Annotated in this window: 22 protein-coding genes; all 22 read left to right on the top strand. The window is 47.3% G+C overall.

Going from position 1 to position 15,440, the window contains the following annotated elements:
- Positions 1-58: 58 nt before the first annotated feature.
- The 22 genes from FTV88_RS05365 (at position 59) to FTV88_RS15545 (ending at position 15,409) form a co-directional block, all read left to right on the top strand.
- A complete protein-coding gene (locus FTV88_RS05365; protein WP_153724731.1) occupies positions 59-337 on the top strand; it encodes a VRR-NUC domain-containing protein in 279 nt (92 codons plus the stop codon).
- Positions 334-1,731, top strand: a complete 1,398-nt coding sequence (locus tag FTV88_RS05370; protein ID WP_153724732.1) for a DEAD/DEAH box helicase — start codon at positions 334-336, stop codon at positions 1,729-1,731. Before FTV88_RS05365 ends, FTV88_RS05370 begins: the two co-directional genes overlap by 4 nt.
- Positions 1,706-2,122 (top strand): DUF7768 domain-containing protein, encoded by a 417-nt coding sequence (locus FTV88_RS05375; protein WP_153724733.1) that lies wholly within the window; start codon positions 1,706-1,708, stop codon positions 2,120-2,122. Before FTV88_RS05370 ends, FTV88_RS05375 begins: the two co-directional genes overlap by 26 nt.
- A gap of 1 nt (position 2,123) precedes the next feature.
- Complete coding sequence (locus FTV88_RS05380; protein ID WP_153724734.1) at positions 2,124-2,354, top strand: hypothetical protein; 231 nt, start codon at positions 2,124-2,126, stop codon at positions 2,352-2,354.
- Positions 2,355-2,777 (top strand): DUF1492 domain-containing protein, encoded by a 423-nt coding sequence (locus FTV88_RS05385; protein ID WP_153724735.1) that lies wholly within the window; start codon positions 2,355-2,357, stop codon positions 2,775-2,777. It begins immediately after the preceding gene.
- Between the two features lie 205 nt (positions 2,778-2,982).
- A complete protein-coding gene (locus FTV88_RS05390) occupies positions 2,983-3,372 on the top strand; it encodes an HNH endonuclease (protein ID WP_153724736.1) in 390 nt (129 codons plus the stop codon).
- Between the two features lie 592 nt (positions 3,373-3,964).
- Complete coding sequence (locus FTV88_RS05395) at positions 3,965-5,224, top strand: site-specific DNA-methyltransferase (RefSeq protein WP_153726526.1); 1,260 nt, start codon at positions 3,965-3,967, stop codon at positions 5,222-5,224.
- A 68-nt stretch (positions 5,225-5,292) separates the two neighbouring features.
- The gene (locus FTV88_RS05400; RefSeq protein WP_368277520.1) at positions 5,293-5,679 is read left to right on the top strand and encodes a hypothetical protein; all 387 of its coding nucleotides are present in this window, start codon (positions 5,293-5,295) and stop codon (positions 5,677-5,679) included.
- Between the two features lie 87 nt (positions 5,680-5,766).
- A complete protein-coding gene (locus tag FTV88_RS05405) occupies positions 5,767-6,639 on the top strand; it encodes a virulence-related protein (RefSeq protein WP_153724737.1) in 873 nt (290 codons plus the stop codon).
- Between the two features lie 121 nt (positions 6,640-6,760).
- Positions 6,761-7,267 (top strand): phage terminase small subunit P27 family, encoded by a 507-nt coding sequence (locus FTV88_RS05410; protein ID WP_153724738.1) that lies wholly within the window; start codon positions 6,761-6,763, stop codon positions 7,265-7,267.
- A 25-nt stretch (positions 7,268-7,292) separates the two neighbouring features.
- Positions 7,293-8,849: a terminase large subunit gene (locus tag FTV88_RS05415; protein ID WP_153724739.1), complete on the top strand. Its 1,557-nt coding sequence runs from the start codon at positions 7,293-7,295 to the stop codon at positions 8,847-8,849.
- Between the two features lie 10 nt (positions 8,850-8,859).
- The gene (locus FTV88_RS05420; RefSeq protein ID WP_153724740.1) at positions 8,860-10,104 is read left to right on the top strand and encodes a phage portal protein; all 1,245 of its coding nucleotides are present in this window, start codon (positions 8,860-8,862) and stop codon (positions 10,102-10,104) included.
- A 101-nt stretch (positions 10,105-10,205) separates the two neighbouring features.
- Entirely contained in the window at positions 10,206-10,466 is a 261-nt protein-coding gene (locus FTV88_RS05425) for an AbrB/MazE/SpoVT family DNA-binding domain-containing protein (protein ID WP_153724741.1), read from the top strand.
- 95 nt (positions 10,467-10,561) lie between these two features.
- Positions 10,562-11,410, top strand: a complete 849-nt coding sequence (locus FTV88_RS05430; RefSeq protein ID WP_153724742.1) for a head maturation protease, ClpP-related — start codon at positions 10,562-10,564, stop codon at positions 11,408-11,410.
- A gap of 4 nt (positions 11,411-11,414) precedes the next feature.
- Positions 11,415-12,611 carry a phage major capsid protein gene (locus FTV88_RS05435; RefSeq protein WP_153724743.1) on the top strand — a complete coding sequence of 399 codons (1,197 nt, stop codon included), beginning with the start codon at positions 11,415-11,417 and terminating at the stop codon, positions 12,609-12,611.
- A 25-nt stretch (positions 12,612-12,636) separates the two neighbouring features.
- Complete coding sequence (locus FTV88_RS05440) at positions 12,637-13,200, top strand: head-tail connector protein (RefSeq protein WP_153724744.1); 564 nt, start codon at positions 12,637-12,639, stop codon at positions 13,198-13,200.
- Between the two features lie 2 nt (positions 13,201-13,202).
- Positions 13,203-13,538, top strand: a complete 336-nt coding sequence (locus FTV88_RS05445) for a phage head closure protein (protein ID WP_243137352.1) — start codon at positions 13,203-13,205, stop codon at positions 13,536-13,538.
- Positions 13,519-13,890 carry an HK97-gp10 family putative phage morphogenesis protein gene (locus FTV88_RS05450; RefSeq protein WP_153724746.1) on the top strand — a complete coding sequence of 124 codons (372 nt, stop codon included), beginning with the start codon at positions 13,519-13,521 and terminating at the stop codon, positions 13,888-13,890. Before FTV88_RS05445 ends, FTV88_RS05450 begins: the two co-directional genes overlap by 20 nt.
- Positions 13,891-13,930: 40 nt before the next feature.
- Complete coding sequence (locus FTV88_RS05455) at positions 13,931-14,230, top strand: hypothetical protein (protein ID WP_243137354.1); 300 nt, start codon at positions 13,931-13,933, stop codon at positions 14,228-14,230.
- Positions 14,218-14,790, top strand: coding sequence for a major tail protein (locus FTV88_RS05460; RefSeq protein ID WP_153724748.1), 573 nt, complete (start codon positions 14,218-14,220; stop codon positions 14,788-14,790). Before FTV88_RS05455 ends, FTV88_RS05460 begins: the two co-directional genes overlap by 13 nt.
- A gap of 152 nt (positions 14,791-14,942) precedes the next feature.
- Positions 14,943-15,242 carry a phage tail assembly chaperone G gene (gene gpG, locus FTV88_RS05465; protein WP_153724749.1) on the top strand — a complete coding sequence of 100 codons (300 nt, stop codon included), beginning with the start codon at positions 14,943-14,945 and terminating at the stop codon, positions 15,240-15,242.
- A gap of 11 nt (positions 15,243-15,253) precedes the next feature.
- A complete protein-coding gene (locus tag FTV88_RS15545) occupies positions 15,254-15,409 on the top strand; it encodes a hypothetical protein (protein WP_170285770.1) in 156 nt (51 codons plus the stop codon).
- Positions 15,410-15,440 lie beyond the last annotated feature (31 nt).

Consider the following 15,440-nt stretch of genomic DNA (forward strand, 5'->3'; position numbering starts at 1 on the left):
AAAGCCCTATGAACAAAGGGATTGAGATGTATACCTTCTTTGTAGGGGTGTCTCATTGATGAAGGAACTGAATATAGAAAAAAGGCTGAAAAAGAAAGTAAAGGAACATGGCGGGTTGGCTTTTAAGCTTCTTTCGCCTGGTTGCGCAGGTGTGCCTGATCGCTTGGTGCTTTTTAAGAATTCTAAGATCGCTTTTGTAGAAGTGAAAGCACCTACGAAAAGGCTACGAGCTTTGCAACAAAAGCGCAAAGAACAACTAGAACTATTGGGCTTTCCCGTTTACACCGTTGATAACTACGAGGCCATTGATGCTCTGATAAAGGAGCTGGTCCTTTGATTTATAAACCATATAACTACCAAGCCTATGCTACAAACTGGATTATCGAAAAAAAGAAATCAGCTCTTTTTCTTGAGATGGGCATGGGTAAGTCTGTTGCCACCTTAACGGCCATTCATGAACTGCTCTATGACTACTTTGATATTTCCAAAGTCTTGGTGATTGCTCCACTGCGTGTGGCCAGCACCACTTGGGAAGAAGAAGTGAAAAAGTGGGAACACCTCAAAGGCTTGAGAATTTCCAAAGTACTTGGTAGTGAAAAACAAAGAGTAGCGGCCCTTAGGAAAAAAGCTGATATCTATATCATCAACAGAGAAAATGTGACCTGGCTTGTGAAGCATTATCAACATAATTGGCCCTTTGATATGGTCGTCATTGATGAGCTTTCAAGCTTTAAGTCTTCCAAGGCTCTCCGTTTCAGAGCCTTAAAAAAAGTGCGACCTTTGATCAAGCGACTTGTTGGCTTAACTGGAACGCCGGCACCGAACGGGCTAATCGATTTATGGCCACAGATTTATTTGTTAGACGGTGGCGAGAGGTTAGGAAGAACCTTAACGAGCTATCGGGAGAAATATTTTTTACCTGATAAGCGAAACCAGATGGTCGTTTACTCTTGGAAGTTGAAAAAAGGTGCCAGCGATGAGATTTATGAAAAGCTTTCAGATATTTGTTTGAGCATGGAGGCCAAAGATTATCTCGAGCTACCAGAAAGAATCGAAAACATTATTTCAGTAGAACTACCTCAAAAAGCGAAAGAGCAGTATGAGCGACTGGAAAAAGAATTGATCTTGTCCATGAAAGATAGCGATGTGTTGGCCGGCTCAGCGGCTGTACTCGTTAACAAGTTGTTACAAATCGCCAATGGGGCTGTCTACGATGAAACAGGAAAAGCAATCGAGATTCACGATGAAAAACTAAAAGCTTTAGATGAGTTGATTGAAGCAGCGAGCGGAAAGCCCGTACTCGTCTTTTACGGTTACCAACATGATAAGGACAGGCTCTTAGAGCATTTGAAGAAAGTAAAGCCCAGAGTGCTTCAATCTGACCAAGACATCAAGAGTTGGAATCAAGGTGAAATCCCCGTTCTCTTAGCCCACCCTGCCTCAGCCGGACACGGGCTTAATCTTCAAACAGGTGGAAATATCATCATCTGGTTCGGACTTACCTGGAGCCTAGAGCTCTACCAACAAGCCAACGCCCGACTGCACCGACAAGGACAAAAGCAAACAGTCGTGATCCATCATATCCTTGCCAAAGATACCATCGACGAGCGCGTGATGAAAGCGCTAGAAAGAAAAGACACCAGTCAACGAGCCCTGATGGAAGCGGTCAAAGCGACGATTGATCAACAAAAGGAGGAGAACAGAGATGACCAACAGTCTCTACAACAGTGAAGGCTATAAAGACCCTACCGCTTTTGAAGCCTTAAACAATATAGAGCGAGAGCAAAAGAGAAAAGTTGTTTTTATCTGCAGTCCCTTCGCTGGCGACATTGAAGGCAACACTGAACGAGCCAAACGCTACGGCCGCTTTGCTGTCACCGAAAGAGTCGTCCCTATCATTCCTCATCTTATGTACCCGCAGTTTCTCTTTGATGATGATCCAGCTGAACGGCTCCTTGGCATTGAGATGGGCATGGTTCTACTTACTAAATGCCATGAGCTTTGGGTTTTCGGTGGACACATATCTTCCGGCATGGCCGTAGAAATCGAAGAAGCAAAGAGACAAAACATACCGATTCGTTACTTCACCAGTTCCTGCAAACCGAGAGGAGGTTATCGTTAAGATGGACGAGTCCAATTGCTTTGGCTACTACAAAGGCAAATGCCAAATCCTCAACGTGAGAAAATGCCAAGACCCTGAATGCGCTTTTTATAAAACGAAGAAACAATTTGAGCAAGACAGACAAAAAGCCCTTGAACGAATAAACTCTCTTGATGAATTGACTCGAGAGCGAATCATCGAACTCTACTACGACGGCCGCATGGACTTGCTAGAAGGAGAGGAGGCGAGCTAAGTGAATGCCAAAGAATACTTATCTCAAGCCCTTTGGCTCGATCAGATGATCAACAGCAAGCTAGAACAACTAGAGTACTTAAAGAGTATGACAACGAAAGTAAGCAGAAGCATCGGACAAGAAAAAGTATCCGGTGGCAAAAGCATCAACTCTACGATGGAACAAGCCATCATCAAAGTGGTCGATCTGGGAGAAGAGATCAACCGCGACATTGACCGCTTCGTCGATTTGAAACGAGAGATCCTGATTACAATCAACGAGGTTAGCGATCTGAACTACCGCCTGCTTTTAGAACTGCGCTACATCAGCGGCAAGTCCTGGGATGAGATTGCATTGACCCTAGGCTACGACCGCAGTTGGGTCTTTCGAGTCCATGGCAGAGCCTTAAAAGAAATTGAAGCGCTTTTGAAAAGAAGCGACTAAAAGCGACTGTAAGCGACTCGAAAATCTGCTAATCTATAAAGTGACCAGGCATAGAAAAAACACAAGAGTACCACATGCTGTAGCATAAGCCTAAGCTAGATCACCCCGATTCTTAGGAAACGCAGCATTCTTGAAAAACCGGCCCTTGAAGCAAAAACGCTCGAGGGCTTTTTCTATGCCTGCAAACAAGAAAAGGTGATCCATCATGCCCTGGAAACCAAAACGCATCTGCAGCTATGCAGGCTGCAACGAACTGACCCATGACCGCTATTGCGATAGCCATAAACGACAAATCGCTAAAGAGCAGAACCAGAAAAACAGCAAGCTCTACACCTACCGATGGCACAAAAAGAGCAGAGCCTTCTTGCGAGCCCATCCCCTCTGCGCCCACTGCCTGCAAGCCGGTCGAGTCACTGAAGCCACCGAAGTCGATCACATCATCCCCCACAATGGTGACCTCAAACGTTTCTGGGACCAGAACAACTGGCAGAGCTTATGCAAGAAATGTCACAGCAAAAAGACAGCTCAAGAAGACGGCGGCTTTGGCAACCCCATCAAGAACCCCCTAGGGAACAAGCGCACCAAGAACCTCTAGGCAAGAACTCCTAAAGGTACAACTCGCGCCGAGATTCCCCAGAGGAACGTACCCCTAGGGGGTTATCATCTTACCAGAAGGCCCCAACCCCAAACGCGCCTTGGTCGTCTGTTAGAATTCGCGAAAATCGTAAGGGGGGTATCTAAGGGCTTCTTGGCTCTTTAGAAAGTTTGGGGATAGGGCCAAAAACCTTAGAAAATCAAGGCCTGCAGCCTTTTAGGAAATTTCAAGACGGGAGTGCTTCTTCTTCCGATTCATAGTGAATAAAGGCACACTTTTCAGCCTTTTTACGCTTTTTTCTGCACAATTTGAGTGCTATTTGACCAAAAGTATTGACTGATCACAACCGACTTCAGTATGATTTTGCACTTTATCTGACTATGACTTTCGCTCATTCTGCGCTCAATTTACAACCTATCTGCACTCGTTATTGTTCTAAACTCTTTTCGCTCGAAGCTTCACTGCTCGAGCTTTTTTTGTTGCCTAAAAAGATTCATTCAACAGAAGCTCCCAAAGGGGTATACGCAAAAGAACTACCCTAGATGATTGACTCAAAAGAACACATAAAGGAGGCCAACCTTTGATGGACGCCATGACGATCCGCAAAGTGCCGGTCAAGAATCTAAAACCGGCCAAGTACAACCCTCGCCAAGACCTCAAGCCCGGCGACCCAGCTTACGAAAAGCTAAAGCGCTCCATCAGCGAGTTTGGCTATGTAGAGCCTATCATCTGGAACGAAAAGACAGGGCACATCGTCGGCGGCCATCAGCGCTACAAAGTTTTAGTTGCCGAAGGCTATACAGAAGTAGAATGTGTTGTCGTCAACTTATCACCGGAAAGAGAAAAAGCCCTCAACGTAGCCTTAAACAAAGTAACAGGCGACTGGGAATATGAAGCCCTGGCCGACTTACTCAAAGAGCTGGACGAACAAGACTTTGATGTAACCTTAACCGGCTTTGATGCTGCCGAGATTGACGATCTCTTCAACCAGGTACACGACAAAGAAGCGAAAGAAGATGACTATGACGTCAACAAAGCCTTAGAAGAAGGGACCTTTGTCCAAAGCGGCGATCTTTGGCTCTTAGGCCGCCACCGCTTGTTCTGCGGCGACGCCACCAAAGCAGAAGATTTGCGCCTTTTGATGGATGGCAAAAAAGCCAACTTGCTCCTAACCGATCCGCCTTACAACGTGGACTTTGAAAGCGCCAGTGGCTTGAAGATTCAAAACGACAAGCAAGATAATGAAGCCTTCTATCAATTTCTTCTCTCTGCCTTTACCAACATGGCCGAAAACATGGCCCCAGGCGCCTCGGCTTATGTCTTTCATGCCGACACAGAAGGGCTGAACTTTAGAAAAGCTTTCATAGAAGCCGGCTTTCACTTAAGCGGCGTCTGTATCTGGAAGAAAAACTCCTTGGTCCTCGGCCGCAGCCCCTATAACTGGATACACGAACCGATTCTCTTTGGTTGGAAAAAAGGCGGCAAGCACCGCTGGTACACAGGCCGCTCAGAAACAACGGTCTGGAACTACGACAAACCAAAGAAAAACAGCGATCACCCCACCATGAAGCCCGTCCCGCTCCTATGCTATCCAATCAAAAACTCCTCACAAGTCAACGCCATCGTCCTCGACCCCTTTGGCGGCAGTGGCTCTACGCTCATTGCTTGCGAACAGATTGATAGAATTTGTTTCACCCTAGAGTTAGACCCCAAGTACGCCACTGTCATTGTGAAAAGATACATCGAGCAAGTGGGCACTGATGAAGAAGTCTTTGTCCTGCGCGATGGCGTTAAGACCGCTTTTGCTGATTTACCAAAGCCGAAAGCGAAAGAAGATGCATTGCTGGCTTAGCTTTTTGCTGAGTCTTTTTAGCTATATCTCTTAACTCAAATTTTTGAAAACCCATGAAGTTGCTATCGATGAAAACCTATGGCAATATGCTACTACCTTCAGCCAATCCTGATGGACTATGTGGAAGTGGAGTGAAGCCCATGAGAGCACTTTTTGGGAGAAAGTTCAGCAACCTGAGAGAGTTGAGAGAAGCCACGGAGGGAGCCCTCGAGGTAAGACAAAAAGGACAACCCTACAAAGTTACCAAAGAAGTGGTCCTTCAAGATGAGGAATTTCGCGCTTTTGCCAGTGACTTCTTTGCCGACCAAGACTGGATCAGCCCAGAAAGCGGAGGCGTAACCCCACAAGGAGAGGTTCGCTGCATCCGCGTGATCAACGCCAAAACTGGAACAAAAGTTCTAGTGAACAGCGAAGGCTATGAATTCCCTCGCTACACAGCTCTAGAACTCACCTAAAAACATGCATCTTATCGCTAGAATTGGCTTGCTATTTCCTGTGCTTTGAGTGATATATGTACTACCAAAACACAGGAGGTCATGCCGATGAGCAGAAAAGAGCTGGTCCAAAAACTAGGTGACTACTTAGGCGTCAAACCAAAGTATCTCAGCGCCCCAACTTTTGCTTACGAGATTGTCACCGAAGAAGAAAGCTACAGGATCGACCGAGAAGGGACGATCACAAAAGCTACAGGGGAAGTGATAACCATCGAGGAGATTCTGAACCCGCCTGCGCCCGAAGTTGAGCCCGACCAAGGGGCTGAACAGCAAGAGTCGAGTCAAAGCCCCATGGAAAACCCGAACCTATTACCCTTCGACTGCATGGAAGTAAAGATTCCCTTCGCCGACCACAGCGGGACAACCCTGAGAAACTTGATCAACATGCTTTACAGCAAAGAGCACTTAATCAGAAAAGCCTTTGAAGTGAACGAGCCGCTCATGGATGCAACGTTTGCCGAAGACTTGAGCCAATACGAAATCAAGAGCTTAGAAGATTTGGAAAGAGCGCTGAAAGAACTGGGCAGAGACCGCTACCCAGCTTTAGACTTCGATTTTACAGAAAAGACCTACGCCATCAAGCTGGTCACAGACAACTTAACGCCCGAGAGAATCGCCGCTTTTCAAGACCTCATCGCCCTGGTTCACCAGCAAGCACAAAAACAAAAACGCGCCTCTTTCAAGCAAGTGCAAGAAGAGAACCCCAAATACGCTTTTAGAACCTGGCTCATTCGCATCGGCATGATCGGCAGTGACTACAAGAAAAGTCGCAAAGTGCTTACGGAAAAGCTAGCAGGAAACGGTGCCTTTAGAAAGCCAACGCCGCCAAGCAAGATTGAAGGCCTGCTCGATGGGGTCTTAGAAGAAAAAGAGCAAGCAGCAGAAGCGACAGAAGAGAAGAGCGACGAGTCAAACACCTAAATAGCGAAACCACATACCAAAAAAATAAAACCGACCTACTATCAATCCAAGGAGCTTTCCAAAAAGGAGAGTTCCTTTTTTCATGGCCAGATCTCGCCAACCATTGGAGGAGGTGAAAGTTATGGCAGGTAGAGGACGGCCCCCTAAACCGACGGCCCTCAAAGAACTAGAAGGCAACCCAGGCAAACGACCACTCAACAAAAACGAACCGAAGCCGCCGAAAAAGGCGCCCAAATGCCCGTCATGGCTCGAGCCTGAAGCCAAGAAAGAATGGCGCAGACTGGCCAAAGAACTAGAAGCCATGGGCTTATTGACCCAAATCGATCTGGCCGTTTTTGCCGGCTACTGTCAAGCCTACGCTCGCTGGAAAGAAGCAGAAGAATTTATCTCCAAACATGGCTCAATTCTCAAAACCAGCTCCGGCTACATCCAACAGATTCCCCAGGTTTCAATTGCCCAACAGAACCTAAAACAGATGCGCAACTTTTGCTCTGAATTGGGCCTCAGTCCATCGGCCAGAAGCCGCTTAAACATTGAAAACCGCGGTGGCACCATTGAAGGCGATGAGATGGCAGAACTCTTGGCTTCCATCCCTAAAGCCGACGATTTTGTTAAGTCATCAGATTAAAAAGAGGCAGAAAGGAGAGGAGGCTATGCCCTATAGCGAAGCCCATGCCAATCACGCCATCAACTTTATCCAGCAATTGCGATTGACCAAAGGCAAATGGGCAGGAAAACCTTTTATCCTTCTGCCTTGGGAGCTGGACTTGGTCAAACGCTTGTTTGGAACGCTGCGAGAAGACGGCACTCGTCAATACCGCACAGCCTATGTAGAGATCGGCAAGAAAAACGGCAAGTCCGAACTAGGAGCGGCCATTGCGCTGTATATGCTTTTAGCCGATGGCGAGTCCAATGCCGAAGTTTATGTAGCCGCCTGTGATCGCCAACAAGCCAGCATCATTTTTAACACAAGCGTCAATTTCGTCGAAGGCAACAGGACTTTATCGAGATTGACCAACATCGTTCGCTCCACCAAGCGCATCGTCTACCCCAGAACAGGCAGTTTCTTTCAAGTCTTAAGCTCTGACGTCAAATCCAAATCAGGTATCAACGCTTCTTGCGTCATCTTAGATGAAATCTGGACCTACCCCAACGAGGATCTGGCCAAGATGCTCACCACCGGCTCTGGCGATGCTCGTAGCCAACCTCTTTTTTTATACCTAACAACAGCGGGGAACAAGCTTTCCGGTTATGGTTGGGACATGCACTGCAAAGCCAAAGACATTTTAGACGGAAAAAGAGTCGACGCCACTTTCTTATCGATCATCTATGGCTTAGAAGAAGATGCCGACATAGAAGACGAAGCGAACTGGTACAAAGCCAACCCGAGTCTTGGCCACACCATTCAAATCGAGCGGGTGCGTGAACATTACCAGCAAGTCAAAGACGACCCAGCCGACTTGGCACTATTTAAGCAACTGCGCCTCAATATGTGGCTCAAGCAAGAGATCAAATGGATGCCCATGGACAAATGGGACGCTTGCAACTTTGCTGTTGATCCAGAAGCTTTGCAAGGCCGTCCCTGTTACGGCGGCTTAGACTTATCGTCGACCAGCGATATCACCGCTTTTGTCCTCGTCTTTCCACCGCTCGATGAAGAAGACAAGTATCAGGTGTTGTCCTTTTTCTGGCTGCCGGAAGAAACGCTGCCCCAACGAGCCAAACGCGATGGTGTGCCTTATCCTATCTGGAACGACCAAGGCCTTTTGAACTTAACCGAAGGCAATGTGGTTCACTACGGCTTTATCGAAAAATACATCGAAAAGCTAGGCGAAAAATACAACATCAAAGAAATCGTCTACGACCGCTGGGGCGCCACCCAAATGAGCCAGAACCTAGAAGCCATGGGCTTTACAGTCGTGCCTTTCCGCCAAGGTTTCAAAGATATGTCTCCACCGACAAAAGAACTAATGCGTCTTGTCTTAAGCAAACAAATCGCCCACGGCGGCCACCCCGTCCTACGCTGGATGGCTGATAACATCTTTGTCAAAAGCGATCCGGATGGCAATATCAAAGTAGACAAAGAAAAGTCGACCGAGAAAATCGATGGCATCGTCGCTTTGATCATGGGTTTAGCTCGAGCGACGGTACACTCATCAGAAGCAAGTGACTCGATCTATGACCAACGAGATATGATCATTTTGGAGTGATAGCAAAGCGATGTTCAACTTTCTCAAGAACCTCTTCAAAGCCCGCGACAAACCGCAAGCACCGCAAGATGCCGTCAGCACAGCGCCCAGATTCTTCATGGGCCAAAGCGTAGCCGGCAAAGTGGTCAATGAGCGCAGTTCCATGCAAACAACAGCCGTCTTTGCCTGTGTCCGCATTATTGCTGAAACGGTCGCTTCCTTGCCTCTGCACACTTACCGCTATCTCGGTGATGGCAAAGAAAAAATGGTCGACCACCCTTTATATCGCCTTCTCCATGATGAACCGAACGAAGAGATGACCTCCTTTACCCTCCGGGAAACGATCATGACCCACCTTCTTTTATGGGGCAACGCTTATTTGCAGATCATACGCAACGGTCGCGGTGATGTTTTGGCTCTCTATCCTTTACTGCCTGATAAGATGACTGTGGACCGAGATAGTAAAGGCAAGCTCTATTACAGCTACAACAAAGAAGGCCAGACTCATTACCTTCGCTCCGATGATATATTGCACATTCCAGGACTTGGCTTTGATGGAGTCATGGGTTACTCACCGATTGCCCTAGCCAAAAACGCCATTGGTTTAAGCCTTGCTGCCGAAGAATATGGCGGCAAGTTCTTTGCCAACAACGCTAGACCGAGCGGGATTTTATCGACCGCCGGGACCATCAAAGACCCCAGCAAAGTAAGAGATGCCTGGCAAGCTGCTTACGGCGGCAGTGGCAACAGCAACAAAGTGGCTGTCTTAGAAGAAGGTCTGCAATATCAACCCATCAGCATGCCCAACTCCGATGCGCAGTTTTTAGAGACCCGCAAGTTCCAGATTGAAGAGATCTGCCGCATCTTTCAGGTCCCGCCCCACATGGTCGCCGACTTAAGCAAGAGCTCTTTTAGCAACATCGAAAACCAATCGATCAGCTTTGTCGTTCACACCGTCAGACCCTGGCTCGTCCGAATCGAGCAAGCCATGAACCGCAAACTCTTCAAAGCAGAAGAAAAAGGTCAATGCTTCGTCTCCTTCAACGCTTCTGCTCTTATGCGTGGCGATTACAAATCACGCATGGACGGCTACGCCATTGGCATTCAAAACGGCTTCTTTTCCGTTAACGATGTGCGGCGCATGGAGAACTTAGACCCCATTCCTGCCGAAGAAGGTGGCGATCTCTACCTGACTAACGGAAATATGTTGCCTTTGAAAATGGCCGGGGCTTATGCGAAGAAGGCCTTGCAGGAGAGTGGGGTAGAGGGTGATTAAGATGCTTATAGGTCATCAATTAGGCAAATAATGGTTGAGCTTGTTCGCCCTATAGAGCATACTAGAAACCAAGAAGCAGGGTGAATAGGAGATGCTTGCAAATGGAAATCGCGAAAGTCATGGCTAAAGGTCAAGTAACCATACCGATGAGTGTCAGAAAGAAACTCAATCTCAAAGAAGGGGATAAAGTCGCTTTCATAGAGAAAGACGGGGTTATACTGATTGCCAACTCAACGATGATGGCACTTCTGCAAGTGCAAGATGCCTTTGAAGGTGAAGCAAAAAGGATTGGCCTTGAGTCTGAAGAAGATGTTGTAGCCTTGGTCAAAGAAGTCAGAAGAGAAATGCGTGAAGATAAGTAGGCTAAAACATCAAAAAAACTAACTTTATAAAAAAGCTTTCCCCCAAGACGTTTATCACAACGTCTTTTTTTATTGCCCAAAAAGGAGGCTACGAGATGGACAAATTCTGGCGCTGGGCAACCAACGAAGCCAGTGAAAAACCGATACGAACCCTGCACATGGAAGGCTATATTGCTGAAACCTCCTGGTTCGACGATGACATCACGCCCAAGCAATTTAAGACCGAACTATACGAAGGAGGTGATCCTTCTGATGACATCATAGTGAAGATTCACTCGCCCGGCGGTGATTGCTTTGCAGCTGCTCAAATCTACAACATGCTCAAAGAATACCCGGGACGAGTAAGCGTCCACGTCGATGGCCTCGCCGCCAGTGCCGCTTCTGTCATCGCCATGGCCGGAGACGAAGTTTGCCTTTCACCTCTATCTGTTTTGATGATCCACAATCCTGCCATGTTCATCGCTGGTGAAGTATCTGATCTTGAAGCCGGCATCAACTTGTTAAGCGAAGTCAAAGAAAGCATCATCAACGCCTATCAACTGAAAACTGGACTTTCTCGAACCAAGATTTCTCACATGATGAATGCCGAAACATGGATGAGCGCCCACAAAGCCATCGAATTAAAGTTTGCCGACCGATTGCTCTATACACAAGAACCAACCGATGAAGTCTCCGGCGCTTTTATCTTTGACAAGCTAACCGTCACCAACGCACTGATCAACAAGTTGCCTGCTACGAAACGAAAGGAGCCTCATCAAAAAAGGCAAAATCATGAAGCTCTTGATAGAGACAGCTCTGACAGAACCACGCCTGAAAGAACGACTCGTGATAGAGATGATAGAGCCGCTCCCGATAAAGAAATCCCTGATAAGACCATCCCCATCATCCCCATCCCCATCGCTCAGCTGCACAAGCGGCTGGAACTGATCAAAAACTGGAGGTAAAACAATGAGTCGAATGCAAGAACTAAGAGAAAAAAGAGCCAAAGTCTGGGATCAAGCCAAGAAGTTTTTAGACGAGCGCCGCCAAGAAAACGGCCTCATTTTTCCCGAAGACAACGCCACTTATGAAAAGATGGAGCAAGAAGTGGTTGACCTCGGCAAAGAAATCGAGCGCCTCGAGCGCCAAGAACGACTGGACCGCGAACTAGCCACCGCCACATCGCAAGCTTTATCTCATCGCCCCGAACAAAGAGGAGCAGAAAAAACAGGTCGCGCCACAGAAAACTACAAAGAAGCCTTTTGGGGCGCCATGCGCAACAAAGTAAACCCTTCGGTGCAAAATGCGCTGCAGATCGGCCAAGATTCTGAAGGCGGCTATCTCGTACCCGATGAATACGAGCGCCAGTTAATTTCCGCTTTAGAAGAAGCAAACGTACTGCGCCAGCTCTGCCATGTCATCAGCACCAGCCACGGTGATCGCAAGATTCCTGTCGTAGCCAGCCAAGGCACGGCCGCTTGGATGGATGAAGCAGGGCCTTTTACCGAAAGCGACGACACTTTCAGCCAAGTGAGCCTTTCTGCCTACAAAGTCGGTACGATGCTCAAAGTCTCGGACGAACTTTTACAGGACGCCTTTTTTGACCTAGAAAACTACATTGCCGATGAGTTTGCCCGCCGAATCGGAGCGGCCGAAGAAGAAGCCTTTCTTTTAGGCAATGGCCAGAACAAACCGACAGGACTTTTACACAATACTGGCGGCGCCCCTATTGGCGTCAAAGCCGCCAGTGCTACAGCCATCACCATGGATGAGATCATCGATCTCTACCACAGCTTGCCTGCCCCCTATCGCAAAAAAGCCACCTTCGTTCTCAATGACAGCACCATCAAAAAGATCCGCAAGCTCAAAGACGGACAAGGCCAGTACTTGTGGCAGCCATCGGTAACAGCCGGCACGCCAGACACCATCTTAAACCGCCCTGTCGTCACATCCCAGTTCATGCCCGAAGGCGGCGCCGGACAAAAAACGATCCTCTTTGGAGATTTCAGCTACTATTGGATTGCCGATCGCCAAGGCCGTACCTTTAAGCGTTTGAACGAACTCTATGCCGCCAACGGACAAGTCGGTTTCTTAGCTTGGCAGCGCTTAGACGGCAAACTGATCCTACCTGAAGCCATGGTAGCATTGCAGCAAAAGTCAGCCTAAAGGATTGAAGAAAAAAGGTGAGGCCATGGACGTAATAACCCTTCAAGAGCATCAGCAACAGATTCTTACCTTAGATGAAGTTAAGATGCACTTGAGAGTTGAGTCGGATTTAGAAGATGCCTATATAGAAAGCCTGATCGCCTCGGCCATTGACTTTTGCGAAAACTTCACCAGACGAAGCCTCATCGAGCGGCACGTCCTTTTCATCGGTCACCACTTTCCCCAAGGGTCGATTCAATTGCCCCTTTTCCCTGTGCAAGAGATTGTAAAAATCACCTATCAGGATAGAAATGATGTAACCAAAGAACTGCCGGCCAGTGACTACAACAGCGCCTTGCTTTTAGAGCCACCGCTAATTGCACCGCGAAAACCCTGGCCGACAGACCTTTCTTTTTTGCCCGGCTCTTTGCGCATTGAAGCATTGGTAGGCTATAAAAAAGTGCCTCTTAGCATCAAGCAAGCCATACTCCTTCTTTGCGGCCACTTTTATGAAAACCGAGAAGTGATGCGCGATAACTATGTTCACGGCAGTGAGATTCCCTTTTCCGTATCGGCTCTGCTTTACCCCTATAAAGTCTTGAGGTGGTAGCCTTGATCGGCCAACTAAAAGAGCGCATCACTTTCCAGAAAAAGATTCTATCCAAAACAACCAACGGCTTTGAAGTTGAATCGTGGCAAGATGTCTGCACCCTTTGGGCCGCTGTTTCGAACCTGCGAGGCCGTGAGTTTTTTGCCGCCGCTGCTGTGCAAGCCGAAAAGACGGTCAAGTTTACGATTCGCTATCAAAAAGATATCGATAGCTCCATGCGCATTCTCTTTCATGGAAAAGTCTACAACATCACCGCCCTAGACAATATCAACTACGAGAACAAGTACATGGAGATCAAAGCCCGTGAGGTGATACAAGATGACCAGGGTAGAGCTTGAAGGAGTCAATGAACTGTTACGAGAGCTAGAGAAGCTAGGCCAAAAAGGCAGCCGCATCGAAAACAGCGCATTAAGAAAAGCAGGCGATAAAGTCCAAAGTGCCATCCAAGAAGAAGCGCCTACAAGAACAGGCACCTTAAAAAGAAGCATCAGACGCTCCAATGTAAGAACAGAAGGCACAGAAAAGTATGTAAAAGTAGACCCCGGCAAAGAAGGATGGTACGGCCGCTTCGTCGAGTTTGGCACTGTAAAAATGTCGGCCAATCCTTTTATGTCCAGGGGTTATGAAAAGTCTAAAAAAGAGGCCGCTCAAACCATCGCTTCTGAAATGAGAAAAGGGCTGGGGTTATGACGATCAACCAGGAAATATTATCAGCCTTTCAAGCCTCTCTGTGCCAGTCTCATTCCAGACCTACAGCGGCAAAGCTGACACCTACATCACTTTTTTCACCTACTTAGACAAAGCAGAACAACATGCCGATGATCGAGAAGTTGCTACTGGCCATTATGTTCAAATCGATATTTGGAGCAAAGGCGACTATACAGTCTTGGTGCAAGAAGTACAGCGTCAGATGGAAGAGGCAGGCTTTCAAAAGATCAGCTTCACGGACCTCTATGAAAAAGACTTAAAAATCTACCACAAAGTGATGCGCTATGTAAAAGTAAAGGAGACATCCCTATGGCCCAAGTAGGACTGAAAGATTTACACTTTGCCCTTTTAATAGAAGATAGTCAGGGCAACCTCACTTATGAAGCGCCGGAACCTTTAATTGGCGCCATCAATGCTACCATCAACCCGACCGTCAACAGCCAAGAGCTTTATGCAGACGATCAACTCTGGGAGTCAGTCTCTGCTTTAGGAAAAATTGACGTAGAAATTGAAACAGCCGATCTGCCCTTACAAGCTCGCGCCAAAATAGGCGGCCACAACATTGAAAATGGCGTCTTAATCGAAAAAGCGAGCGACATAGCGCCTTATCTGGCCCTTGGTTTTAAGAGTCTAAAGTCCAACGGCGCCTACCGCTATCTCTGGCTCTTAAAAGGAACAGCCGAACCCATGGCTGAGGACTACTCCACCAAAGCCGATAGTATCGACCATAAAACACCGAAGTTAAAGCTCACTTTCATGCCTCGCGCCCATGATGGACAGTGGAAACATACAGCCGATGAAGACAACGACGATTTTACCGGCGCAGACACTTGGTTTGATAAAGTGCCAGGCGATATGTCAGAAGAGGGCAGTGGCTACTAAGAGCGTTTTTGTAGAGGCACTTTATTGATTTTTAAGAGTCCTTTAATGCTCCTGAAGAGTTACTTAAGCGTTTTTTAAGTGGCTTTCCCAAGAATTCTTTCTAAGGGTCTTTGTTATGAATCTTTTATAAGAATAGAGAGGTGGACTCATCTGTGAAGATAGAATTAAAAATCGACGGCAAGAACCGAACCTTTATAGCCGACTTTATCAGCGCCCGCATGGTCCGGCGAACGATAGAGCTGTCCAAAAGCCTCAACTTTGAAGAGATCACAGCCGATGAGTTAGACATTTTGATCGACTATCTCGTTCAGCTTTTTGGCAACCAATTTACCATCGACGATGTTTACGACGGCCTGCCTTCAAAAGAACTGATTCCTACTTTGATGGGATGCATCCAAGAAGTAGTCGGTGAAATGGGGACAGTGACCCAAGGTGATCCAAAAAAGATCTAAAAGGGGCGCCCATGGACCCCCAGGATTTTATGGATCAATTTTATCTATCTCTCTTAGAGCAAGGCTGGACATTACCTGAAATCGACCAAATGGACATTTTCTACTATCTCCAACTCTTAAAACGCAAGATGGAAAAGCCCCAAAGCTATATCGATGAAATTCTCTAGCACCTTCCAAAAGGTGTATTTTTTATGCCTC

It is taken from the genome of Heliorestis convoluta, from assembly GCF_009649955.1.
GTDB lineage: Bacteria > Bacillota > Desulfitobacteriia > Heliobacteriales > Heliobacteriaceae > Heliorestis > Heliorestis convoluta.

Excerpts from the sequence above, each read along its gene's own strand:
- FTV88_RS05440 (WP_153724744.1), top strand. The coding sequence starts at position 12,637 with ATGGACGTAATAACCCTTCAAGAGCATCAGCAACAGATTCTTACCTTA.
- FTV88_RS05380 (WP_153724734.1), top strand. The coding sequence starts at position 2,124 with ATGGACGAGTCCAATTGCTTTGGCTACTACAAAGGCAAATGCCAAATC.
- FTV88_RS05375 (WP_153724733.1), top strand. The coding sequence starts at position 1,706 with ATGACCAACAGTCTCTACAACAGTGAAGGCTATAAAGACCCTACCGCT.
- FTV88_RS05390 (WP_153724736.1), top strand. The coding sequence starts at position 2,983 with ATGCCCTGGAAACCAAAACGCATCTGCAGCTATGCAGGCTGCAACGAA.
- FTV88_RS05405 (WP_153724737.1), top strand. The coding sequence starts at position 5,767 with ATGAGCAGAAAAGAGCTGGTCCAAAAACTAGGTGACTACTTAGGCGTC.
- FTV88_RS05415 (WP_153724739.1), top strand. The coding sequence starts at position 7,293 with ATGCCCTATAGCGAAGCCCATGCCAATCACGCCATCAACTTTATCCAG.
- FTV88_RS05460 (WP_153724748.1), top strand. The coding sequence starts at position 14,218 with ATGGCCCAAGTAGGACTGAAAGATTTACACTTTGCCCTTTTAATAGAA.
- FTV88_RS05425 (WP_153724741.1), top strand. The coding sequence starts at position 10,206 with ATGGAAATCGCGAAAGTCATGGCTAAAGGTCAAGTAACCATACCGATG.
- FTV88_RS15545 (WP_170285770.1), top strand. The coding sequence starts at position 15,254 with ATGGACCCCCAGGATTTTATGGATCAATTTTATCTATCTCTCTTAGAG.
- FTV88_RS05420 (WP_153724740.1), top strand. The coding sequence starts at position 8,860 with ATGTTCAACTTTCTCAAGAACCTCTTCAAAGCCCGCGACAAACCGCAA.
- FTV88_RS05395 (WP_153726526.1), top strand. The coding sequence starts at position 3,965 with ATGACGATCCGCAAAGTGCCGGTCAAGAATCTAAAACCGGCCAAGTAC.
- FTV88_RS05450 (WP_153724746.1), top strand. The coding sequence starts at position 13,519 with ATGACCAGGGTAGAGCTTGAAGGAGTCAATGAACTGTTACGAGAGCTA.
- FTV88_RS05430 (WP_153724742.1), top strand. The coding sequence starts at position 10,562 with ATGGACAAATTCTGGCGCTGGGCAACCAACGAAGCCAGTGAAAAACCG.
- FTV88_RS05365 (WP_153724731.1), top strand. The coding sequence starts at position 59 with ATGAAGGAACTGAATATAGAAAAAAGGCTGAAAAAGAAAGTAAAGGAA.
- FTV88_RS05410 (WP_153724738.1), top strand. The coding sequence starts at position 6,761 with ATGGCAGGTAGAGGACGGCCCCCTAAACCGACGGCCCTCAAAGAACTA.
- FTV88_RS05400 (WP_368277520.1), top strand. The coding sequence starts at position 5,293 with ATGAAAACCTATGGCAATATGCTACTACCTTCAGCCAATCCTGATGGA.
- FTV88_RS05435 (WP_153724743.1), top strand. The coding sequence starts at position 11,415 with ATGAGTCGAATGCAAGAACTAAGAGAAAAAAGAGCCAAAGTCTGGGAT.